We start from the raw sequence: 23,632 nt of genomic DNA on the forward strand, positions 1-23,632 counted from the left end.
GGTGGAATATTACTCAATTTAAATACTGTCAAGTATCTCGGCTACTTTTTTCTTAGTGAATGGTTTGGGTAGAAAAAAATCTGCTCCTTGTTCTATTACTTTTTTCCTTTCGGAATCAAAGGCACTGATTACAATTACTTTTTGGTTTTTTGGATACCCTTTGATAAAATCCAACATTTCAAACCCACTTCCATCGGTAAGGTTTAGATCCAAGAAAATTATTTCGTATTTATTTTCTTGAAACTTCACTTTCGCCTCTCTGATTGTATTTACGTATTCATTGGGAACTCCCATAGATTTCAGTTGAATTGACAGTAGAGAACACAAATCAACTTCATCATCAATAATCAATGCATTCTTCATAATAGTTTCTCCATCTCGACCCTTTCATTGTTAATACCATGCCATATCAAATCTGATCAACTGGGGCATTTTCTTCCCATTATTGGGGAAAAATTTTCCCAAATATCTGTAGAAAAATATCTACACACATCAAATTAAACTAGCCTTTTAATTCAGTATTTTAGATATTAAACAACTACAACTTTCACAATTTTAAAACCATGAAAAAACTATTCTTTAGCCTGACTTTTATTGTAACTGTGAGCTTTTCATTTGCTCAGGAAATTGAAAAGGCACCTGTTATAAAGCTTTTGGAAGCTATGAACATTGACCAGACCATGTCTCAAACTATCGATGCAATTGCGAAAACTCCAGCCTACGAGGCTATGGATATTCCGAAGGAAGTTTGGGAAGAATTTAAAAAGGAGTTCAATTCCCATAACTTAATGGATCAGCTCGCTTCTATTTACGCCAAATATTACACTGAAGAGGAAATCATTCAATTGACAGAATTCTACGAATCTCCAATCGGTCAAAAAACTATCCAAGTTACACCCCAATTGATGGGAGAAAGCATGACCGTTGGCCAAAAAATGGGAGCCGATGTCATGAGGAAAGTGATCGAAAAACTGGATAAACTAGGGTATTCTAGATCTTCTTAAAAATGAAAAGCCGGAACTTCCGGCTTTTCAATTATAAACTCCAAGTTTTTCCTACATCCGATAGGGGAATACAACCTTGGTAAGGTCCTGGAATAGGATCGTAACTCAAAACGTTTTTACCAATTTCTTCAGAACTGAAATAGGCCCAAATCACAGTAGATTTCAATCCTCTATAAAATCCTACAGGCTCTTGAGGGCCAACTGCAGATCCCCATACTCCTTTCGGGAATTTCGCTGTATTCGCTTCATGGTCTTTAAAACAAGCCGCTTTATCTTCAGCACTTAATTCAGCAAAGACATTCCCATACTTAGATTTACAGTCATTATTGAATTTTTCAATTTCAGCCACCACATTCTTTTGGCCAGCCTCATCATAAGTCCTAGCATAGATTCGGTCGATGAAAATATCAGATTTTACATCCAAGCCTCCGGGAGTGTCAGTTTTCGGTAGTAGAAAATCTACGAAAGAAGAAATGAACTTTGCCTGATCTTCATCCAAAAACTCAGGTGTCCAAGTCAATCTATCTTGCTTTGCGCATGACTGAAGGATACTGAGCAATGTAGGTGCACCAGCTGCAGCACCTAGTGCCATTGCTGATTTTTTGAGTGCTTCTCTTCTATTCATGGCTTAGAGATTTTGTTTTTTAAGTTCTGAAACGGCATGATTTGCGGCTCTGGCTGTCAATGCCATGTAGGTCAAGGACGGATTCACACAAGAAGAAGAGGTCATACAAGCACCATCCGTTACAAATACATTCTCGCATCCATGAACCTGATTGGTTCCATTCAAAACAGAGGTTTTAGGGTCTTTACCCATTCTTGCCGTTCCCATTTCATGGATTCCATAACCCATTTCATGCTTATTATCGAAATCAATGATATCCTTCAATCCTGCTTTTTCCAACATTTCTCGAGCATCAATACGAATCTGCTTATTTAGCTCCAATTCATTTGGTCCCCACTCAGCATCTACACTCAAGGTAGGCTGCCCCCACTTATCCAATACATCTTTATTGAGGTAAACTTTGTTTTCATGGCTTGGCAAACATTCCGCGAAGCCTGTGATAAAGAATTCCCAAGATCCAGGAGTCATCAAGCCATCTTTGAAATCACCTCCAAAAGACTCTTGATTACTTCCGGCTCCCCATCCGTTTCGATAGCCTCCACCTTGGAAACCATAACCACGAACAAACTTATCACTTTGAGGTCCACCCTTTAAATTAACATATCGAGGAATGTAAATTCCATTTGGTCGACGACCTTTATAATATTGGTCTTCAAAACCATCCACCGTTCCCATCGCTCCGATTCTATAGGTATGATCCATCAGATTATGACCTAGTTCACCAGAATCATTTCCAAGACCTTCTGGGAATCTATTCGAAGTAGAATTCATCAAAATCTGAGTAGTACTCAAGGTTGATGCATTCACAAAAATGATTTTTGCATTGTATTCGATATCCTCACCGGTTTCTGAATCTATAATTCTTACTCCTGAAGCTTTTCCTTTTTGTTCATCGTAGATCACAGACTGAACAATTGAATAAGGGCGGATAGTCAAATTACCTGTGGCATTCGCAGCAGGCAAAGTCACTGCATTACTGGAAAAATAAGCTCCATAAGGACATCCACGATCACATCGGTTTCTGGATTGACATTGACCACGGCCATTATGAGGTTGAGTCAAGTGTGCAACTCGACCGATGATCATATTACGCCCCGGAAAATCCTTCTCAATTCTGGATTTGATTTGCTTCTCCACACAGTTTAGCTCCATTGGAGGCAGAAAGTGTGAATCTGGTAATTGCGGAAGTCCTAATGCTTCACCACTAATTCCTGCAAATTTCTCCACATGGCTATACCAAGGCTCAATATCCTTGTAACGAATCGGCCAATCTACTCCATGACCGTCTTTAGCATTCGCTTCAAAATCCAAGTCAGACCAACGGTAGGTTTGCTTTCCCCAAAGAAGAGAACGACCTCCCATTTGATGGGCACGAACCCACATAAAAGGTTTTACTTCTGTATATGGGTTTTCTAGGTCATTGGCATGAAAATGCTCATTGAAAGCACCAATAAAGCCAGATCTACCACCTTGAGGGTGTTTTGCTCTTTGCTCTGGAGTCAAGCTTCCTCTCAATTCATGATCCCAAGGATCCAAATTCATTGTTGGGTAGTCCACAACATGCTCCACGATCCTTCCTCTTTCAAGGACAAGCGTTTTGAGCCCAGCTTCGCAAAGCTCTTTTGCAGCCCAACCTCCACTGATTCCCGACCCGATTACTATCGCGTCATAAGTGAGGTCTTTGTCTGCATCAATATTAAAGTTGGCCATTTGTAATAGGTTTATTAGAGTCTTAATATTACTAATATTTAACTAAATCCGAGGAAGAAAATTAGGAACCTGAATTTTTCCCAAGAGGAAAATTCTAATAATCCCTACCTCCGCCGAAGACCTTTTATTTGAAGCAAAGGTTTTATTTATGATAATGCTGTCACTAATTAATTGAAAACGAATGAGACCATTTTTATTTCTCTTACTTCTCACTTTTTCCTGTGCACAAAAGCCTGAATTGAGCAAATCAGTCTCCGATTCAGTCATGCAGCAAGTTTATGAGGAAATTAAAACTCCCTATAAATATGGGGTTGTCTTCCAACATCCAGACACCAGCAAAATGGTGGACTCCCCTACCATTTTTAGAGAAAATGATTTATGGTATATGACTTATATCGTGTTTGATGGTCAGGGTTATGAAACCTGGATGGCCGAAAGTGCAGACTTACTTCACTGGGAATCGAAAGGAAAAATCCTTCCCTTTACAGAAGGAACTTGGGATGAAAACCAAAAAGCAGGATATCCAGCCTTGATCAATACTTCTTGGGAAGGAGATTATATTTGGGAGCTATTCGATGATAGCTATTGGATGACTTATCTGGGAGGAAGCTCTGAGGGATATGAAGCGGGAACTTTGAAAATCGGATTAGCTAGTAACTCGGATTTTTCAATGCTAGATAGTTGGGATACTTCTAATGAACCATTACTTTCTCCAGAGGACGCAGATGTACGATGGTTTGAAAATAAAACCATTTACAAGAGTCATGTGATCAGGGATAAGGAAAAATTGACGGGCTTCCCATTTGTGATGTATTACAATGCCAAAGGAGACACGGCTGATTATGAAAGTATCGGAATGGCTGTCTCCAATGATCTGAAAAGTTGGAAACGGTTTGGGGAGAACCCTGTAATCACCCAAGGTCAAGGAATTTGTGGAGACGCTCAAATAGTCAAGATCGGTGACCTTTATGTGATGTTTTATTTTGGAGCTTTTTGGAAACCTGGAGCTTTTGAGAGGTTCGCCTGCTCGTATGATCTGGTCAATTGGACTGATTGGAATGGTCCGGATTTGATAGCACCTTCAGAACCGTTTGACCAACAATATGCCCACAAACCCTGGGTGATTAAGTGGGAAGGCACAGTTTACCATTTTTACAATGCTGTTGGGGACCAAGGAAGAGTCATCGCTTTAGCGACTTCCCGAGATTTGAAAAAATAGGAATTACTGATCTCAATCGTACCTACTCCAAAGAACCGTCCTGCCAAACATTGAAACCCCCACATATCCTCGGACCTCCAAAATATCCTCATCCTTTAGTTTCATTACACAAGAGTAAGTTTTCCCACTTTTGGGGTCATAGATAGTACCATCTTCCCAAACCCCATCTTCATAAGTAAAACCTTCCAACAAAGGAAGTCCCAGAATCGGCCGAGAGGACATAGACTCATCTGGATTATTGGAATCAACTACAGGCTTCCCATTTTCTTCAGGATCTTGAAGCCAAACAATTTTACCATAAAACTCATTTCCAGATTTGTAGATTTCAATTCTGCCGTCTTTTTCCGTATTCAGCCAAGTCCCAATTATCGCGTCTTCGCTTTGAGCGATGGACAGGAAAGAAATATTCATAAAAAGTGCTATTAAGCCAAAAGTAATTTTATTCAAGTTTTTCATATTTCTGTTTATTCTCATGAAAAGAACGGAGATCAAAATGCATTGTTTTTAATATCAACTTAAAAAATAACTCTAATAAACCGCAAGTTCTTGCCTTCCCTTCATTTTTGGTCTATTTTCCAAGCATGAAAAAGACCACCCTCCTTCTAGCCTTTTGTGTACTTTCCACAATTACTTTTGCTCAGCAAAAGCTAAATAAAGATGAAAAAAAGCTCCTTGAACTTGTTGACAAAAACTACCAAGAAACAGTAGCTCTTTTGGAAGAAGTCATCAATATCAATTCAGGCTCTTTAAACAAAGAAGGGGTTCGGGCTGTAGGTGATGTTTTCGCAAGGGAATTTGAAAAGATCGGATTTGAAACTGAATGGGTGGATGTTCCCGCCGAAGTGAATCGTGCCGGTCATTTCGTAGCAACCAGAAAAGGAAGCAAGGGCAAAAAAATATTTATCATAGGCCATTTGGATACGGTTTTTGAAAAAGACATGCCTTTTACTCCATTCACTTGGCTCAATGATTCCACGGCAACTGGTCAAGGTGCCAATGACATGAAAGGTGGGGATGTATTGGCTTTTGCAAGCCTAAAAGCTTTGGATGAACTAGGCTTGCTTGATGATAGAACCATCACCGTCTATTTCAATGGGGATGAGGAAAGCTCAGGTGATGAGGAGATTTCAAGAAGGGACTTTGTATCCAGAGCCAAAGAGCATGATGTCGCCCTTGCTTATGAAACTGCCCAAGGCTTTGGAACTGTTACAGTTGCAAGAAGAGGATCAAGTGGATGGACTCTGAAAACTTCTGGAAAGCAGTCTCACTCTAGTGGGGTTTTTAGAGAAAATGTAGGTTATGGGGCCATTTATGAGGCGGCTAGAATCTTGGATGAATTCCGTGAGGAATTGGCAGGTGAGCAATACTTAACTTTCAATCCAGGACAATTTATTGGCGGTTCGGACATTTCATTCGACCCAGTTTCTGGAAAAGGAGAAGCATTGGGTAAAACCAATATTGTTTCCCGAGAAGCAATGGTAACTGGGGATTTGAGATTTTTGGGTGAGGATCAGAAAGAAGCAGCAAGAGAAAAAATGAAGGCGATTGTTGCAAGACACCTCAATCAAACCCATGCTGAAATCATTTTTGAAGACGGACTTCCATCCATGAAGCCATCGGAAGGAAACTATGAAATGGCCAAGTTCCTCAACACAGTAAGTTTGGATATGGGAATGGGAGAGGTAAAACCTGGTGATCCAGGAAGCCGGGGTGCTGGTGACATTTCTTTCGTAGCAGAATTTATGGACTGTCTGGATGGATTAGGAGCATCTGGCTCAGGAGCTCATGCGCCTGGCGAAACTATCAACATGAAACAATACCCAGATTTGATCAAAAGAAGCACGATTCTTCTCTACAGGTTGACCAGATAAATTATTTTGATTCATCAGCTCGAGCTGATCGATTTCAATTCATTTTTAAAGAATTCCGCTTCATGAAATCCAACAAAGCGAATATCTACCATGTATTCACCCGTCTTTTTGGGAATACCAATACCACTAATAATCCTTGGGGAACCAAGGAGGAAAATGGAGTGGGTAAATTCAATGATTTCACGGATAAAGCTTTAGAGGAAATCAAAAAACTGGGGATCACTCATATCTGGTACACGGGAGTTCCCCATCATGGAATTATCGGTGACTTCCCAGAAATCGGGGTTGAATCTGATGATCCGGACATCATCAAAGGACGAGCAGGATCACCTTACGCTGTTCGGGATTACTATCAAGTCAATCCTGATTTGGCAGTGGATGTGACCAAAAGAATGGAGGAATATGAGGCATTGATCGCCCGAACCCATAAATACGGGATGAAGGTGATCATGGACATCGTTCCCAATCATATATCCCGTCATTATGTAGGAAAAAACAATCCGGAAGGAGTTGAGGATTTCGGAGTGAATGATGATAATACTGTTGAATTTGACCGAAACAATAACTTCTATTATATCCCGGGAAAAGCCTTTCAGGTCCCAGACCCCAGAAACAATTACCGACCACTAGGAGGCGAAAAACACGCATTGTCTGATGGAAAATTTGATGAATTCCCGGCAAAATGGACAGGAAATGGTTCGCGACTAGCAAAGCCTGATTTTGACGATTGGTATGAAACAGTAAAGATCAATTATGGGGTCAGACCTGATGGTTCCAAGGATTTTGATGAATTGCCTGATGATTCCAAAAATTGGGATTGGAAAAGACTTTTTGAGTTTTGGCAGGATAAAGATGTACCTGATTCCTGGAAGAAATATAGAGATATTGCACTCTTTTGGTTAGAAAAAAAGGTGGATGGTTTTCGGTTTGACATGGCAGAAATGGTCCCGGTGGAATTCTGGTCCTATCTTAATTCCCATATCAAAAACAGAAATCCAGATGCATTTTTAGTCGCTGAAGTTTACAATCCTGATCTATACAGAGATTTCATTTTCAAAGGAAAAATGGATTACCTCTACGACAAAGTAGAGCTCTATGACACTCTGAAACGTATCATGTATGGCTATGGCTCTACCGATGATCTTCCCTTGATTTTTGAAAGACAAAAAGACATCGCTCATCATATGCTTCATTTCTTGGAAAATCACGATGAGCAGCGGATTGCAAGCCCAGAATTTGCCATGAATCCTTGGAAAGCATTGCCAGCGATGGTGGTTTCTGCAACTGTTTCCACTTCTCCTACGATGATTTATTTTGGACAGGAAGTCGGAGAACCGGCGGCCGAAAAAGCCGGTTTCGGCGATCCGAGCAGAACTTCCATTTTTGACTATATCGGTGTTCCTCAACATCAGAAATGGATGAATGGGGGGAAATTCGATGGTGGTCAATTGACTGACAATGAAAAGGCTCTTCGAAACTATTATTCAGAGATTTTGAATTTTACGCTGGACAATGAAGCACTTTCGGGTGAATATGCCGATTTACATACTTTTAATCGAATACAGAATCAGGCCTATGGCAGCAAACAATATGCTTTTGCCCGATGGAGTGAAAATCAAAAACTGATTATCGTAACCAATTTTGATGAGCATCATTGGGTCAATACCAAATTGCAATTATCTCCCTTTGTGTTTGAAGCTTGGAATCTGGAGATAGGAGAAAGAGAAATCTCTGAAGTGATGTTTGGAAAAAAGAAAACGAGCTTGCGTGTTTTTGAGTCCTTTGCTGAAATTGATTTGGAATTGGGCCCTTGGGAGTCGGCTGTTTTTGAGGTGAAATAAAGATTCCAAAAAAAGAAAAGGGACTCCTTTTTACTCTTCAATTATTTCCAAATACCTAGCCATCCAATAAGGCCAAAGCCAAAAGACAGGTTCTCTGACTTGGTAAGGATTTCCCTGAATGGCTGCCCATGGATTTTTATCCCATCTGACAGTTGCACGGATAGCCGGAGGAGGCAATTCCGAGATTTGAACCTCTTCCAAAATAGGCTCATGAACCAAGTCCACATCCTCTCTTACGGTATGATCTATTTTCCAATCAATCAAATCCAGAGGAGTTTCTCTTAAAAAACTTATTGTCTGCTCGATATTCACTTTTTGGCCTGTTGCCAAACTGTAAGCCAGATTGTTGATCAAATTCTCCCCATATTTTTGTTCTTGTATCCATTCATCAGCAAGCTCCCTGTAGAACTTTTTAATTTCAGGATCTTGCTCATATTTCAATAAAATAGGAAAAATATAGCCTTCCAATGTAAGGTCGAAATAGATCTTCCAAGCTGGATTTTTATGATTCAGGTCAGCTGCATTCATTAAATAGCCTTCTTCATCGATCAGTTTTCGATAGGCTCTTTCATACTTTTCGTCACCGGTAATCGCTCCAGTGAATTTCAGAAAAGCCAACATTTCCAAAGAATTCAAACTCCTCTCTGAAGACCAATCAGGGTTTCTATTGAGTTCCTCTGGAGACCAGACTCCCCAACGGGTATGGGTACCATCGATATCAATAAAGTTGAAATCATTTCGAATCAAGGCGTCCATTAATTTCGACACATGAGTTCGGATCTTCACTTTATCCTCCTCAGTCGCTGCATATTCATAGAAATAGAAATAACTCATAAAATGTCCCACCATCTCATCACTACTAGTATCTCCTTTCCAAAGCCAATTTCCATCTTCCGATTTTCTCCACCTTACCTCCACAGGTTTGTAACGTGGATCATTGACCAAGGACTCCGCTAATTGACGATCCGTATAGGTCCTGTTTGGATCATGAAGCTCAGTCCAATCGGTGGGAACAATAGTCCTAGCAAAAACACCATCAATCCCGGTAACCTCATACAAAAGGCTTAAGAAGCCGAATGCCTTTCTCGCTTTCTCCAAAGCATCAGGGTCTTTGGTTACTGCATAGCGGAAACTCTCCATTACCAAATAACCTCCAGTGTATTCCCCATCATTATCATCATCTGAGTTTTTCCAAGTAGAAAGATCCCCTGGAACTTCCAGTCTCAAAACTCCACAAATCCATGGATCCCGGATATGCTTTTCCATCAACTCGCTGTAGAAATAGCTTTCTTTTTCCTTCAGATTCATTTCGGTTCTTGAAATCTTACTGACTCCATTCTGGGTTGCTATCCAGGCATTTCCATCAGCATCAAAAGCAATTTGATTGACATCATCATTTGTCAACCAGCGCCGGCTAAAAAGCAAAGAGTGTAAACCATCTGGAAAATATCTAACAAGTCCCACCTGAGTCCCAACCCACATGACCCCATCTGGTGAGGTGGAAACAGTATTGGCATAGATGGTAGAAAGCCCTTCATCTGGACTTAAGGTCTTGACAAGTTGATGATTTTCGCGAATGGAAACGCCTCCCAAACCTGCTACCCAAATTTGACCTTCAGGAGACATGGCAATCCCTTGCGCATAACTTGAGATCAATTCATCGGTATTTTGATACAATTGAAGTCCATCCTTACCCTGAAAATAAAGTCCGGCGTCTGTGGCAATCCAAAGATTTCCGGATTCATCAAGGACAGCATCTCTAATAGACATGGCTACTTCCAAGGCTACCTTTTCCCATAATCCACTCTCATCCTTCCAGACGCCATTAGGCCCTAGCGCATATGAATTGGTAGCATTTGAAGTCAAGACAGAGATGGGTGCTTTAGGCCCCTCCTGCCTAGAAATCTCACCATGATCATATTTATAAAGTCCATCCCATGCACCGAGTAATACTTCTCCACTTTCCAAAATCTCTACTGCATATCCTGGCCCTCGGTTTTCACCTGAAATTATCGGCTCCCATATTTCTGACCCAACTTTTTTAAGGAAAAAACCACCCTTTGTGGCTATCCAAACATCTCCTTCTTGGCTAACAGCGATATCCCTGACTTCATTATCAGATTCATCTTCACTGATAAAGAAAGCCTCATGAGTCTCTTGGATAAAGGGTTCATCTTTGACAGTAAACATCTCCGATTTTTCGATTTCTTGAGTCTTTGAACAAGAAAAAATGAATAAAGAAAAAAACAGGAAAATTGAGATTGGTTTATTCATTTAGATTGATTGGATCAAGTAAAAACATTTGGCTAAAACACTCTATTTAAAATACTTGCAAGTCGAAACAAAAGACTAAGTCATGAATAAAGAAATTAATACACTCTTCAAAATGAAAGATTTTATCACTCCAAAAAAGAATTCTCCTACACTGGGATTGAGTCCCAAAATATAAATCGCCAATTTTGAATTCGAATTTTAACCATCTATGCCCCGAAAGAAAAAATCCAATTCTTGGTTAGGAGTCATACTATTGATTTTCATTACTGCTATAGGTTCGGCCATCCTTGTTTTACAGTTTAACAAGGAGCTGAGGTACCGAATAGAATCCTATTTGATTTCAGCTCCAGACTTAACCGAAGAACTCAAAGTTGAGCATGCATTCCGAAATTTTCCCGGAGGAATTCTGGGAATTGATGTTTCAGAATATCAGGGTAAGATCAATTTCCGAGGACTACAATTGCAATTGGAAGAACATCCCATCCAGTTTGTTTTCATTAGGGCCTCAATGGGAGATGATGGTGTTGATGGTAAGTTCAGACAAAACTGGGAAGGCTTTGGAAAACTCCCTGTCAAAAGAGGCGCCTATCATTACTATCGCCCGAATGAAAACAGTGCCCGACAAGCCGAAAACTTTATCAAAACCACCCAACTCAAATCCGGTGACTTGATTCCTGTTTTGGATATTGAAAAGCATAGTACGATTCAATCCAAAGACCGATTAGTAGAAGGATTGAAAAATTGGCTGAAAATCGTCGAAGAACATTACGGAGTAAAGCCAATCATTTACACAGGAGATCGCTTTTTCTGGGAAGTTTTATACAACCAGGGATTTGATCGTTATCCTATTTGGGTTGCGAATTACAATATGATCCGTAAACCACAAACAGACGGTTGGCTGATCTGGCAGTTTTCAGAAAAGGGTAAACTGGCTGGAATCAAAGAAAAGATCGATCTCAATATCTGGCGAGGAGATCAAACCGATTTGGAGCAAATGCTTTTGCCTTAAATCAATCCAACTTTAAATAATTGATTACCGCCTCATCCCCTTGTAAAGCATGAGATGGGATAGGATGGGCTGCATCAAAAACTCGCAGTTGATCTGCCGTCAGGATAGTCACAAAGCTCTCATCATACCCGTTTTTATAAGGGACTCTGCCCGGATTAATGTCAAGGTAGTGACCAAAGAAATTATAGGCTGCCGTGCGTTTATTATAACCATAATCATGTCTTTCACTTGGTAGGTGTACATTATCAGCTTTGCTTTCAGCTCCATAAGTAGCATAGACCCGCTGAATGTAAGGAAACTCAATTCTTGGTGTATTCTTGGTCCAGTCTCCCCCGTCAGAAATCAACAACATCGGTCTGGGAGCTGCCAATGCTGCAATCTCCACATTATTGGTTTGATGATGGTTGCTTTTATGAATAGGCATACCACTTTCGCAAACACACCCTCCAAAGAAATAAGCCGACACCATCACGGTAGGAACTGACACAGTAATCCTTGGGTCCAAAGCCGTGATCAAGAAAGACTGCGTTCCGCCACCTGAACCACCTGTTACCCCAATTTGAGTAGGATCCACATCATCTCTAGAGGTTAGATAATCCAACACTCTCATCGAATTATAGGTTTGAATGGTCAGAGCAATAGGCATCTTATGATTGATTTGCTTGGAATCCGCGTAACCCACCATATCATAGACAAAAACCACTGCTCCCATCCGTGCCAAGACAGCTGCTCTATGTTGGACATCCTCCCAAAAACGTTTGTCCTCACCATGTCCATGAGGACTCAAAATTGCAGGGCTTTTCTGAAAGGGATCTTTTTTCAAAGGCCTATAAATATTCCCAGTGATAAAAAATCCCGGAAAGCTTTCAATGGCAATATTCTCCACGATATACCCATCCATTTCTCTAGTGCTATGAATAATTGGATTGAACTCCGAAGACCTTTCGGGCATTTGCTCCAGCTTCATCCCTTTGATGATTCCTTCCCGAATCATATCTGCTCTTTTTTCCCAATCCTCCTGACTTGTCCAAGTACTAGCCCATTGTTTCATAAAAGCATTTGCTTCATCTTCTTCCCAATGTGCGCCTTGGCAAAGCATTGACTCCTGACCAATAGCTAGATTTGAAATCAAAAAAATCAGAAAGATGAAGGTTGATTTGAGCAAGGTTTTCATACAAATTTTGGTTTATTGAACTATGAGAGAAATTTCGCTGGCTTCGTAGCCTATTCGTTGAGCATTCACATATAAGGAGTCTCCTGCATTCCATTCGAATGGCTGACTGTAGACTTCCCAAGGGTCATTTTTGGATTTTCTATAGCCAAATAGAGTACTTGGAGTTGCTGATTTCAGACTAATCTTTCCATTCTGGAAACTTACCTCAGGTGTGGAAGTAACAGGAGCTGTTTCTTGCCCTCCCCACCAGTCATTGACCATTTCAACTTCATTTAAAGCTCCCTTGTCGCCATATTTGATCATCCAATCTTCAAGGGCCATCCGCATCTCCACAAGTTTTTCCTGGTAATCCTGGTTCCCAACCAAATTGACAAATTCATAAGGGTCGGACTGCGTATCATACAATTCCTCCTCAGGCTTTGTAGTATCAAACCATCGGTCTTGCTCTGGAGTCAATTGGCCTTTTTCATGCAAATCCAATAAATGAAGCATCAATGGATTCTGAAGTCTATATCTGATGTTTTGATAGTTCGGTTTTTCAGGCATAAAGTTCTTGATGTATTTGAAACGTCCATCAGAAACGGCCCTCACTCGGTCGTATTCCGAATCCATTCGATCTCGAGCTCCATAAACATATTTTCTTGGAACTGCTTTTTGAGCACCTAAGAAAGCTTGTCCCTGCATGGTTTCGGGGATCTGGATTCCTGCCAAAGAAAGTAAGGTTGGGCCAAAGTCCACAAAGCTCACAAGCTCATCTGTGGTAGTTCCCGGTTCCAAAAATGGAGCCTTCACATACAAAGGAACTTTCAGACCTCTATCATATACTTCTCTTTTGAAGTAGGGCATGCCATCTCCATGGTCCGAATAGAAGAAAATGATGGTGTTGTCATACAAGCCATCTTCTTTGAGCTGTGCTATCACCTCACCAACTTGCATATCCATTCGCATTACATTGGTGATAAACCTGGCCAAAGTCCTTCTTGTCAAAGAATCATCCGGATAAACTGGCGGAACGGATACATCTTTAGGATCTACTAGCAACTCTTCATTTTCTCTTGACCAAACTTGGGATTCATGAGAAATGGTAAAATTGAAAATAGAGAAAAAGGGCTGATTGGGATCTTTGCGATTTCTCCAATGAGCTTTACCTCCACTTTCATTCCACATCATCACAGGAGTTTTGAATTGATAATCTTCTTTGGAATTATTTGAAACATAATATCCCGCTTGTCGAAGGTAGATGGGGTAAGGATACATTTCCTCAGGTAAAACGACCGAGTAATTCTTATAACCAGGCGGGTATACATCTTTGGCTGCAGCAGACATTCCCGTAGTACGCATATGCATCGCTCCGATAGAAGTTTGATAGGCTCCTGTGATCAAAGCAGCTCTACTTGGGGCGCAAACGCCAGCTGTCGAAAATGCATTGTCATATTGAAGTGACTCCTTTGCTAATTCATTTAAAAAAGGAGTCTTCCCCCCTGTCCCACCATAAGTCTCCAAATGCTCTGGAGACATATCCTCACAAACTATCCAAACGATATTCGGACGATCAGGATATTCAATCATTTCTTGCTTTTCTCTTTGCTTCTTCTGACAAGAAAAAGTGAATAAACTGAAAAACAGAAGATAAAAAATATTCAACAGGTTAAATCGGGACATATTAGCGCAGATAGGGTTAAAATCAGATTTATTCAGAATAAACGAATCAATCCGCATTAAAATAACAAATATTGTTTTACTGAACCATCCTGCTTAACTTCAATTCTACACAAAACCCTTCATATTCTATGGCCCCATCGGATAAACTCAACCGACGAGCATTTTTATCCTCTGCAGCTACTTTTGCTGCCTCCTTTACAATTGTCCCATCAAATGTCATTGCTGGATTAGGCAAAATCCCTCCATCTGATCAGTTGACTGTAGCAAATATTGGTTGCGGCACTCAAGGTTTACGAGAAATGGGAGGTCTTTTGCAAAACCCAAAAGTCAGAGTTGTGGCAGTTTGTGATTCCAATAAATTTTCCACCGATTACATTGATTGGTCTCCTTACGGAATTAGAAATTCAATCCGTCAAACAATAGGCGATGATACTTGGTGGGAAGGAAAACCAGGTATTCCTGGAGGAAGAGATGTGGGGCAAGAATACGTAGAAAAGTATTATGCGAAAAATAGTCCTTCTGGCTCGTACAAGGGCTGTAAGAGTTATGAAGATTTCCGCGAGTTATTGAGCCAGGAATCAGGAATTGATGCAGTAAAAATCATGACTCCAGATCATACCCATGCACCCATTGCTATTGCAGCGATGGATCAAAAAATGCATGTGGTGACTCACAAGCCCATTTCTAACAGGCTAATCGAAGGAAGGAAAGTTATTGACAAAGCAAATTCAAGTGGAGTTGTAACTCATTTGCTTGCTTGGTCGGATCGACCGGAATATAGACAGATCAAAGCCTGGATGGATGCAGGTCTGATAGGAGAATTGAAAGAAATTCATAATTGGTCCTATAGACCTGTTTGGCAGCAATGGACCAAAAGACCAAGTCCTCCCATGTCGGTTCCCGAAGGATTCAATTGGGATCTGTGGCTTGGACCAGTACCAGATATGCCATACCATAAAAACTACACGCACAATGTCTTTAGAGGATGGTATGAATTCGGAGGTGGTTCGGTAGCTGACATGGGACATTATAGCTTATTCCCATTATTCGAAACCTTGGGAATTACAAAAAGCCCAGTTTCCGCTAAAGCTTTTGGAACTACCACTCGTGAAGAAGTGAATCAAGTCTACCAGTGGGTGAAAAATGATGTTGCTTTCCCGGCTAGCTGCACTATCAAGTGGAAATTCCCAGCTCAGGAAAAACTTCCCGAATTTGATCTTTTTTGGTATGATGGAGGAATGAAGCCTTTTGCTCCTGAAGAATTGGAAATGGATGGAAAAGACACTCCTGAAGAAGGGCTTTTGCTCGTAGGTACCAAAGGAAAAATCTTAGGAGGATTCCGTGGAGAGGACCCCGTATTACTTCCAGAATCCAAAATGATGGCAGGCAGAGATTCAGAAAGGATCAATTCCAGTGAAGTGGAAAGAAAAACTGATTCTTGGGTAGAATCCATGATGGAAAACAAGCAGACACCGGGAAGCTTTACAAGAGCAACCTGTATCACGGACACCATCAACTTGGGGGCGATCGCATTACGCGCAGGTAAAAAAGTGGACTTTGATGCGAACCTGATCAAAATCATGAACGATGAGGAAGCAAATCAATATCTTACTAGAGAATATAGATCTGGTTGGAAAATATAAACCAACTGACTGAATACCAAGTTTTTTACAGTGAACTATTTAACAAAAAACCAATATGACAAACCGTAGAACTTTTATCAAAACTGCAGGGCTGGCTTCCGCAGCATTAGGCTTGGGTATGCCCTCTCTTTCTTTTGCAGAAAGAAAAGCTGACCCGATTTTCAAAATTTCATTGGCAGAATGGTCTCTCAATCGATCACTGAGGGCTGGTAAATTAGATCATTTGGATTTTGCTCTTGAAGCAAAAAAGAGAAATATAGATGCGGTAGAATATGTGAATCAATTCTTCATGGATAAGGCTCAGGACAAAGCCTATCTGCAAGAAATGAAAACCCGAACTGATGGAGAAGGAATCACTAATGTTCTGATTATGATCGACAGCGAAGGTCAATTGGGAGCTGCCAAACCGGAAGAAAGACAGCAAACTGTCGAAAACCATAAAAAGTGGGTGGAAGCTGCAAAGTTCTTGGGTTGTCACTCGATCCGCGTCAATGCATACACGGCTGTACCTTTCAGCCAAGATCCAAAAATCCAACAAGAGGCAATTGACGTTTGCAGTTCCACATTGAGAAGAATCTGTGAATTTGCAGATGATTTTGACATCAATGTAATCATAGAAAATCATGGAGGATACTCTTCCAATGGAGGATGGTTGGCTGAATTGATCAAGCAAACCGCACATCGCAGAGCAGGGACCTTACCTGATTTCGGGAATTTCAGAATGCATACAGAAGGAGATAAAATCTTGAGCTATGATTCCTATCGAGGTGTAGACGAAATGATGCCTTTCGCCAAAGGAGTAAGCTTAAAACCGGTTGTTTGGGATGATAATGGAAACCAACATCCACTTGATTATATGCGAATGATGAAATTGGTTCTTGCCCATGACTACCATGGATATGTAGGAATAGAGCATGGCGAAGAAGGAAGAGAATGGGAAAGCATCGAAGAAATAAGAAGAGATTTGGATGATGTACGCAGGACATTAGAGAACGAAGCTTAAACGTCCTTGAAAACAGAGTTCTTTCAAATTGTTCCTGTATTACCCTCTCAAAATATTGAGAGAGATTTAGAATGGTATGAGAGAACTCTGGGTTTCAAAAAGATTTTCGGCGATCATTTGTACGCTGGAATCCGCCTTGAAAATATTGAACTCCATCTACAGTGGCATGCAGATACACCGGAGGATCCCTTGCGGGGAGGATCGGTAGTCAGAATCTTTTTAAAAAACATTCATCCTTATTTCGAATCCCTGGTTGCCAAAGGGATAATGGAAGCAGATAAGCTTCGAATAAACACTCCTTGGGGCACCAACGAATTTGGTCTCTTTGACCTCAACACCAACGCAATTTTCTTTGTCGAAGACATTTAAAACCAACCTTATGAAAAAACTTCTTCTCCAACTGATTATCCTGATTTCACTTGCCGATTTTTCCTTTGCACAAACCACCAAGAAGCAATTTCAAGAACTTGAAACCGAACTAGAAAATGTAAGGACATCCCTAAATGCTCCCGGTTTTGCTGTTGCCATTGTCAATAAGGATCAAATTCTTTATGCAAAAGGATTCGGCTACAAAGACCTCGAAAATGAAGTCCCGGTAACTGAAAATACGCTTTTCGCCATAGGATCAGTTTCCAAATCATTCACCTCAGCTGTGTTGGGAGTTTTGAGGAAAGAAGAAAAAATCGACTTTGACGAAAGACCCGGAAAATACATTTCCGAACTCCGATTTATGGAACCGTGGATGAACGAGCAAATCATCGTCAAGGACTTGATGTCTCATCGTACCGGATTGCCAAGACATGACCTTTCCTGGTTTATGTTTCCCACTAACTCTAAAGAAGAACTGATCAAAAGAATTGAATTCCAGAAGCCATTTACAGGACTCAGACAACAATGGTATTACAACAATTGGATGTTTTTCCTTCAGGGAGAAATCGGAAGAAGGCTGACAGGTCAAAGCTGGGAAGACAATGTAAAAACCATGTTTTTGGATAAACTGGGAATGTCCAGAAGTAATTTCAATATTCCAGATTTAGAAAAAGATCTAGACCATTCTTTCGGGTATTCGACTGATGGAGAAGGATTCAGCACCAAAATGGACTATTATGACATTGCTGCCATGAGCCCTGCTGGGGCTATTAACTCCAGTGTTTCGGAAATGTCCAACTGGTTGATCACTTGGATCAATGGAGGGAAATTCAAGGAAGAACAAGTCATACCAGAAGACTATGCCAAAGAAGCGATTAGCTCTCAAATGGTCGTTTCTTCAGGTCTTCCTTCCAAAGAGCATCCTGACGCCCAATTCGCCAACTATGGGTATGGTTGGTTTTTATCTTCCTACAGAGGACATTACAGAGTGGAACATGGAGGAAATATCGATGGGTTTTCAGCCTCTGCTTCATTTTTCCCAACTGACAGTGTTGGGATTATGGTTTTGACCAACCAAAATGGTTCTCAAATTCCCGGATTGGTGAGAAATATCGTTGCTGATAAAATCCTGGGCTTAGAAGCAGGTGGCTGGCTGGAAGATGCATTGGAACAAAAAGAAAAAAACAAAGAAGCTCAGGCAAAAGCCAAAGCTTCAGCAGATTCCTCAAAAGTATCCGGAACCAAACCATCTCATATTTTGGCTGAATATACTGGCAGCTATGACAATTCTGGCTATGGAAAGATGGAAATTGAATTGGAAAACGACACTCTATTCGTTAAGACAGGGCTTTATCAAATGTTTTTAGAGCATGATAATTATGATTTGTTTGATGCATTTCTGATTTATCAAGGCAAACCGAATCGAGATATGCCGATCAAGTTTCAGTTTGAGTCAAACATGGCTGGGGATATCTCTTTGTTGAAAGCAGGATTTGAACCAGCTCTGGAGGCCATTGAATTCAAGCGAACCCCAAAACCGGTAGATGTCTCAGAGGAGGATTTGAAAAAATACCAAGGAGCTTATCTCCTGATGGGAGTTCAGGAGGTCAAGATTTATATCAAAGAGGGAAAACTATTTGCCTTTGTACCCGGTCAGCCGGAATATGAACAAATCCCGTTGGGAAATCACGAGTTTAATTTCAAGACTTTGGAAGGGTTCAAAATCAAATTCGAAGAAAAAGATGGAGAAATCATTGCGGTAAATTTCATCCAGCCCAATGGGACTTTTAGAGGGGAACGAAAAAAGGAGTAAAGTGTAATTACTCCTCACATTTCCTTTTCAGCTCTCGATTCATGGCCTCAAAGCCTTCGATGGTGTTTTCCAAATTGAAGAGTCCGACCAAAACACCATTGAATAATTCTGATTGTTTGAATGTTGTCGATCCATCCGGATTGTCTACTAACTCAAAGCTGTGAGTCCCATCAAATAGGCCATTGATTAAGAATTTTCCTTTCCATTGAAGAATTCTGTTTTCTTCAAACTGAAGAACTTTGGGCTTGAAAGTCATGGTAGAAGAATCGACAGGCTGAATCTCAGCTCTTAAATTTTCACCTACTTTTAGGTTTCCTTCAAGTTTTTTGATGAAGGAATTCCAGTTAGGATATTCTTGAGTTTGAGTGAGAACTTTCCAAACTTTGCTTATTGGAGCTTGAATTAGGATTTCGGTTTTGATTTCTTTTGTCATGATCTGTAAGAATTTAGACAAAAGTAGGAGGACTACGAATCAATTCTCTTGACAAAAATCAAGCATTTTCATGAAGCCGCTTCCTTACCCGGCTGAAGGTCTCAGGAGTCATTCCCAAAAGGGAAGCAAGGTATTGCAGAGGAACTTGGTTGAATAATTCTTTATTCTGCTCAAAATAAATTTTATAGCGCTCTTCCGCACTCAAAGACAAATGTGAGAAAATCCGATCCTCCAGCATTGCAAAACATTTGGCGATAAAACCACTTTCTATTTCCTTCCATTTTGGAAAGTCTTTGATTAATCGGGCATAATTCTCCTTGTCAATCGTCAACAAGGACACTTCTCCCAAGGCTTGGATATTCCATCTGGAAGGTTGACCAAAGAAAAATCCGGAAATCTCTGTGACAAAATAACCGGGAGTAGAAATCCATTGTGTGATCTCTTTCCCATCTGTCAAAGAGTAAATCCTCAACAGGCCGGAAACCAACAAACTCAGACGATTGCAGGTCTTCCCAGTTATTACAAAATATTCTTTATTTGAAAGCTTCTCCTCATAAAAATAAGACCGTAGGTAATCAAGCTCCTCATCTGATAAGGGACCAAAGGATGTCTGAATGCTTTCTCTAAATTTTTCCACATGACAGTTTAAGAAAAATTCTCGGAATGCTGGTATCGGGAGCAATTCGCGATTCATAATCACACGAAATGGAAAAATGAATAAGTTTCCCTCCCTTATTTTTCAACCAACTCTATCAATTCAAAGGACATCCAGTCTTCCTTGTTCTCCGGGTTTTCAGGATTGTTGATAGAAATATATAAGCCTTTCTCCCCCACAAAACTGTTGGTAGGCATATACTTTCCGGCCTCAAATTTCTTTTCCGTCAACAAATCCAGATTTTCATCAAAAACCATGATTACAAATGGTCCGGGGTTTTCCCTTAATTCCCTTAATTGCTCATCAGAGTCAATTTCAATTGTAGGATAAGCAAATCGGTAGTAAAGCTTTCGATAAGGGTCATTTATCAAATCTGCATATCTCGATTTTGTAAAAGCATATTCTGCAAATTCTCGACCATCAGCATACTCAGAAAGCAAGGGTAGGCTTGGCTCCAAAAACGAACTTGCAGCCTCTTTTTTTGCCATCCTTTCTCCATCCGAAAAATAAAGAGAATGATCTCCAATAAATGAAATGATCAATCTTTCTGGCTCAGCAATAATACTTTTTTCAAGCATTTTTTTACCCTGAATCAGATAATTATTGGGAAACCGATATGGAAGTGGATTAACATCTCCTGATTTCAAATCAATAGAGACCAAGATCGGAAATTCATCCAAATCAAGCTGGGTATATTCAGTAGGCCTCTTAACTCCCCTAGTTTTTGCAATTAGTTTTCCATCTGCAATCATCGGGGGAGAAACATAATAAGTGTTATGGAGGAAAACTGCTGATACAGTTTCTGGTAATTCATACTTGATCCTGTTTTTAATTTCCCCTGAAGAATCTATTAAAACCATCTCTTTACTCCATTCAGGAAAGAGGAAGATGCTATCTAAATTATGTATATGGACAAAACCAACTCTTACCCCATTTGGCCCTTCTTGCTCAAACAACAACTCTTTCTCAAGCTTATGGTCTTTTACATCGTAGATCTGAAGTGAATTCTTATCCCAGTTAACATTAAAAAACAAAGGGCTTTCCCCATCATCATAGTATTCCATTACTACAGAGACATTGGCAGTGGTGCTATCGAGCTCTATTTCGATTTTCTCCCCACTAGGTGCTAGCTCCCAAGTCTTGACCGCTGAATTAGAATCTGTTTTTTCGGACTCACAAGCAAAAAGTCCTATTAAAAAAAGGAAACAAAGTAATGGAAAGTATAGCTTTGACATAGAATTGAAAAGTTTGTTTAAACTAAAAAAATCAACTCACATCGTAAACACTTAGTCAAAAAATGAAACAACAGCTTGGACAAATTGCGATTTTGGTCAAAGACTATGATGAGGCCATTGCCTATTATACACAGGTTTTGGATTTTGAGCTTCTCGAAGACACCCAACTAAGTGAAACAAAAAGATGGGTGCGTGTCTCTCCTCCGGGCTCATCCTGTCATTTATTATTGGCAAAAGCAGCCAATGAAGCCCAAAAAAAGCAGATTGGCTTCCAAGCGGGAGGTCGTGTGTTTTTATTTTTATATACAGATGATTTCTACAGGGATTATGAAAAATACACATCCAGAGGTGTTGAATTTATCCGAGAACCAGCCCAAGAGGAGTATGGGATCGTCAGTGTTTTCAAGGATCTCAATGGCAATTTGTGGGATTTGATAGAACGGATATCTAGTGATCTGTAGAAAGTCTCTGGTAGCAGGAAATTTGGCTAACTTTACCCACCTATGGAACATCAACCCAACAACCCTCTTCACGGATTAAGACTGGACACCATGTTGGAGCATTTGGTCGATTACTATGGCTGGGAAGAACTAGGTGAGCGAATCACGATCCGATGCTTTACTCATGATCCGTCGATCAAATCCAGCTTGAAATTTCTTCGCAAAACCCCTTGGGCGAGAGAAAGAGTCGAAGGATTGTATTTGAAGATGTTGAGGGACAACAAATAGCTTTTAATCAACCCTCCTAGGGTTTTGAAACCTTGGAGGTTTTCCAAAACCTCAACCGATAAAAAAAGCCCAGATCAAATGACCTGGGCTTCGGTTGTTTATAGGTTGTGTGTGTGTGTGTGTGTGTGTTATACGTAGTTGTTTAGCATCACAGGCATCACGAGCATCAAGATATCCTCGTTTTCATCTTGTTCTGCCGGCAAAATCAAACCTGCTCTGTTTGGAGCAGAGAATTTCAAGCTTACTTCTTTGCAAGAAAGGTTGTTCAACATTTCTACCAAAAACTTCGCGTTAAATCCGATTTCGATATCCTCTCCATCGTGCTCGCATGACAATCTTTCATTTGCTTCATTGGAGAAATCCAAATCTTCTGCAGAAATCATCAACTCAGAACCAGTCAATTTCAATCTTACCTGATGCGTAGTCTTGTTGGCATAAATTGCAATACGACGCAAAGAGCTCAACAAATCCTGACGATCGATTGTCATGATGTTCGGATTCTCTACAGGGATTACGTTTTCATAATCAGGGAATCTCTCATCGATCAATCGACAGATCATCTTGATATTATTGAACTTGAAGTAGGCATTTGACTGGTTGAATTCAACACTTACCCCCACATTTTCAGAAGGCAAAGTCGATTTCAACAGGTTCAAAGCTTTTCTTGGGATAATCAAAGAAGCAGGGCTAGAAGAAGCCACATCGACTCTTCTATATCTGATCAATCTATGACCGTCAGTTGCTACGAAAGTAGTGTTGGTATCACTCAGGTTGATATAAACACCGGTCATTGCAGGTCTCAATTCATCGGAGCTAGTAGCGAAGATGGTATTGGAAACAGCGCTGGAAAGAACCTCAGTAGACATATCCACTGTAGTCGCATTGCTTACAGTCGGGATCTTAGGGAAGTCAGTAGCATTCTCACCTGCCAAACGATAACGTCCATTATCAGAAGAAATCTCAACAGCATAGGTATCATGATCGATGCTGAAAGTCACCGGTTGCTCCGGAAGGTTTTTCAATGTCTCGATCAAAATTCTTGCTGGCACTGCAATATTTCCATCTTCTTTAGCCTCCACATGAATTTCAGTAATCATGGAAGTCTGCAAATCTGAGGCTGTAATGGTTAGAACACTCTCTTTTATTTCAAAAAGGAAATTCTCCAAAATTGGAACTACCGGGTTGGTAGTCACCACACCATTGATCGCCGAAAGCTGCTTTAAAAGAGCAGAAGAGGAAACAATAAACTTCATATCGTAGGGCTTATTTGTATTTACTTTTGGAATAGGGGATAAATTTATAAATAAAATCGAATTGAAGAGGCCCAATACGGGAATAAAGGCAAATAATTAGTTTGGTTTTTA

Annotated in this window: 22 protein-coding genes; 11 read left to right on the forward strand and 11 right to left on the reverse strand. The window is 40.4% G+C overall.

Annotated features, from left to right (window positions below; translation table 11 throughout):
* Positions 1 to 18 precede the first annotated feature (18 nt).
* The gene (locus O0V13_RS00130; RefSeq protein ID WP_268032957.1) at positions 19 to 363 is read right to left on the reverse strand and encodes a response regulator; all 345 of its coding nucleotides are present in this window, start codon (positions 361 to 363) and stop codon (positions 19 to 21) included.
* A gap of 200 nt (positions 364 to 563) precedes the next feature.
* Between O0V13_RS00130 and O0V13_RS00135 the strand changes: the two genes are divergently transcribed.
* Positions 564 to 1,004 carry a DUF2059 domain-containing protein gene (locus O0V13_RS00135; protein WP_268032958.1) on the forward strand — a complete coding sequence of 147 codons (441 nt, stop codon included), beginning with the start codon at positions 564 to 566 and terminating at the stop codon, positions 1,002 to 1,004.
* Between the two features lie 31 nt (positions 1,005 to 1,035).
* Here the strand turns inward: O0V13_RS00135 and O0V13_RS00140 are convergent, their stop codons facing one another.
* Entirely contained in the window at positions 1,036 to 1,629 is a 594-nt protein-coding gene (locus O0V13_RS00140; protein ID WP_268032959.1) for a gluconate 2-dehydrogenase subunit 3 family protein, read from the reverse strand.
* A gap of 3 nt (positions 1,630 to 1,632) precedes the next feature.
* Positions 1,633 to 3,339 (reverse strand): GMC oxidoreductase, encoded by a 1,707-nt coding sequence (locus O0V13_RS00145; RefSeq protein WP_268032960.1) that lies wholly within the window; start codon positions 3,337 to 3,339, stop codon positions 1,633 to 1,635.
* A 181-nt stretch (positions 3,340 to 3,520) separates the two neighbouring features.
* Between O0V13_RS00145 and O0V13_RS00150 the strand changes: the two genes are divergently transcribed.
* Positions 3,521 to 4,558, forward strand: a complete 1,038-nt coding sequence (locus O0V13_RS00150; protein WP_268032961.1) for a glycosylase — start codon at positions 3,521 to 3,523, stop codon at positions 4,556 to 4,558.
* 12 nt (positions 4,559 to 4,570) lie between these two features.
* On the opposite strand, the gene O0V13_RS00155 is transcribed toward O0V13_RS00150, so the two are convergent.
* A complete protein-coding gene (locus O0V13_RS00155) occupies positions 4,571 to 5,014 on the reverse strand; it encodes a DUF2147 domain-containing protein (protein WP_268032962.1) in 444 nt (147 codons plus the stop codon).
* Between the two features lie 125 nt (positions 5,015 to 5,139).
* On the opposite strand from O0V13_RS00155, the gene O0V13_RS00160 reads away from it, so the two are divergent.
* Together O0V13_RS00160 and O0V13_RS00165 are read left to right on the forward strand one after the other, a co-directional pair.
* The gene (locus O0V13_RS00160) at positions 5,140 to 6,429 is read left to right on the forward strand and encodes a M20/M25/M40 family metallo-hydrolase (protein ID WP_268032963.1); all 1,290 of its coding nucleotides are present in this window, start codon (positions 5,140 to 5,142) and stop codon (positions 6,427 to 6,429) included.
* A gap of 62 nt (positions 6,430 to 6,491) precedes the next feature.
* Entirely contained in the window at positions 6,492 to 8,270 is a 1,779-nt protein-coding gene (locus tag O0V13_RS00165; RefSeq protein ID WP_268032965.1) for an alpha-amylase family protein, read from the forward strand.
* Positions 8,271 to 8,300: 30 nt separating this feature from the next.
* Here the strand turns inward: O0V13_RS00165 and O0V13_RS00170 are convergent, their stop codons facing one another.
* The gene (locus O0V13_RS00170; RefSeq protein WP_268032966.1) at positions 8,301 to 10,544 is read right to left on the reverse strand and encodes a regulator; all 2,244 of its coding nucleotides are present in this window, start codon (positions 10,542 to 10,544) and stop codon (positions 8,301 to 8,303) included.
* 208 nt (positions 10,545 to 10,752) lie between these two features.
* On the opposite strand from O0V13_RS00170, the gene O0V13_RS00175 reads away from it, so the two are divergent.
* A complete protein-coding gene (locus O0V13_RS00175) occupies positions 10,753 to 11,553 on the forward strand; it encodes a glycoside hydrolase family 25 protein (protein WP_268032967.1) in 801 nt (266 codons plus the stop codon).
* A 1-nt stretch (position 11,554) separates the two neighbouring features.
* Here O0V13_RS00175 and O0V13_RS00180 read toward each other — a convergent pair whose 3' ends face one another.
* Together O0V13_RS00180 and O0V13_RS00185 are read right to left on the reverse strand one after the other, a co-directional pair.
* The gene (locus tag O0V13_RS00180; protein ID WP_268032968.1) at positions 11,555 to 12,727 is read right to left on the reverse strand and encodes an alpha/beta hydrolase; all 1,173 of its coding nucleotides are present in this window, start codon (positions 12,725 to 12,727) and stop codon (positions 11,555 to 11,557) included.
* 12 nt (positions 12,728 to 12,739) lie between these two features.
* A complete protein-coding gene (locus tag O0V13_RS00185) occupies positions 12,740 to 14,296 on the reverse strand; it encodes a sulfatase family protein (protein WP_268032969.1) in 1,557 nt (518 codons plus the stop codon).
* 221 nt (positions 14,297 to 14,517) lie between these two features.
* Here O0V13_RS00185 and O0V13_RS00190 point away from each other — a divergent pair, with 221 nt between their 5' ends.
* Genes O0V13_RS00190 through O0V13_RS00205 form a run of 4 tightly spaced genes read left to right on the forward strand, consistent with a single transcriptional unit; the run spans position 14,518 to position 19,217 of the window.
* Positions 14,518 to 16,032 (forward strand): Gfo/Idh/MocA family oxidoreductase, encoded by a 1,515-nt coding sequence (locus O0V13_RS00190; protein WP_268032970.1) that lies wholly within the window; start codon positions 14,518 to 14,520, stop codon positions 16,030 to 16,032.
* A gap of 55 nt (positions 16,033 to 16,087) precedes the next feature.
* On the forward strand, positions 16,088 to 17,035 hold the full coding sequence (locus tag O0V13_RS00195) for a TIM barrel protein (RefSeq protein ID WP_268032971.1): 948 nt from the start codon (positions 16,088 to 16,090) through the stop codon (positions 17,033 to 17,035).
* 6 nt (positions 17,036 to 17,041) lie between these two features.
* Positions 17,042 to 17,404 carry a glyoxalase/bleomycin resistance/extradiol dioxygenase family protein gene (locus O0V13_RS00200; protein ID WP_268032972.1) on the forward strand — a complete coding sequence of 121 codons (363 nt, stop codon included), beginning with the start codon at positions 17,042 to 17,044 and terminating at the stop codon, positions 17,402 to 17,404.
* A gap of 10 nt (positions 17,405 to 17,414) precedes the next feature.
* The gene (locus O0V13_RS00205) at positions 17,415 to 19,217 is read left to right on the forward strand and encodes a serine hydrolase (RefSeq protein ID WP_268032973.1); all 1,803 of its coding nucleotides are present in this window, start codon (positions 17,415 to 17,417) and stop codon (positions 19,215 to 19,217) included.
* A 7-nt stretch (positions 19,218 to 19,224) separates the two neighbouring features.
* Here O0V13_RS00205 and O0V13_RS00210 read toward each other — a convergent pair whose 3' ends face one another.
* From O0V13_RS00210 to O0V13_RS00220, 3 genes are read right to left on the reverse strand one after another with little or no spacing between them, the layout of a single operon-like run.
* Complete coding sequence (locus O0V13_RS00210) at positions 19,225 to 19,650, reverse strand: SRPBCC domain-containing protein (protein ID WP_268032974.1); 426 nt, start codon at positions 19,648 to 19,650, stop codon at positions 19,225 to 19,227.
* Positions 19,651 to 19,708: 58 nt separating this feature from the next.
* Complete coding sequence (locus O0V13_RS00215) at positions 19,709 to 20,344, reverse strand: Crp/Fnr family transcriptional regulator (protein WP_268032975.1); 636 nt, start codon at positions 20,342 to 20,344, stop codon at positions 19,709 to 19,711.
* A gap of 38 nt (positions 20,345 to 20,382) precedes the next feature.
* Positions 20,383 to 21,540 (reverse strand): DUF4221 family protein, encoded by a 1,158-nt coding sequence (locus O0V13_RS00220; RefSeq protein WP_268032976.1) that lies wholly within the window; start codon positions 21,538 to 21,540, stop codon positions 20,383 to 20,385.
* Positions 21,541 to 21,602: 62 nt separating this feature from the next.
* Between O0V13_RS00220 and O0V13_RS00225 the strand changes: the two genes are divergently transcribed.
* Positions 21,603 to 22,001 carry a VOC family protein gene (locus O0V13_RS00225; protein WP_268032977.1) on the forward strand — a complete coding sequence of 133 codons (399 nt, stop codon included), beginning with the start codon at positions 21,603 to 21,605 and terminating at the stop codon, positions 21,999 to 22,001.
* A gap of 42 nt (positions 22,002 to 22,043) precedes the next feature.
* Positions 22,044 to 22,268: a VF530 family protein gene (locus O0V13_RS00230; protein WP_268032978.1), complete on the forward strand. Its 225-nt coding sequence runs from the start codon at positions 22,044 to 22,046 to the stop codon at positions 22,266 to 22,268.
* Between the two features lie 128 nt (positions 22,269 to 22,396).
* Here the strand turns inward: O0V13_RS00230 and dnaN are convergent, their stop codons facing one another.
* Entirely contained in the window at positions 22,397 to 23,521 is a 1,125-nt protein-coding gene (gene dnaN / locus O0V13_RS00235; protein WP_268032979.1) for a DNA polymerase III subunit beta, read from the reverse strand.
* Between the last annotated feature and the right edge of the window lie 111 nt (positions 23,522 to 23,632).

The organism is Algoriphagus sp. PAP.12, from assembly GCF_026652115.1.
Lineage (GTDB): Bacteria > Bacteroidota > Bacteroidia > Cytophagales > Cyclobacteriaceae > Algoriphagus.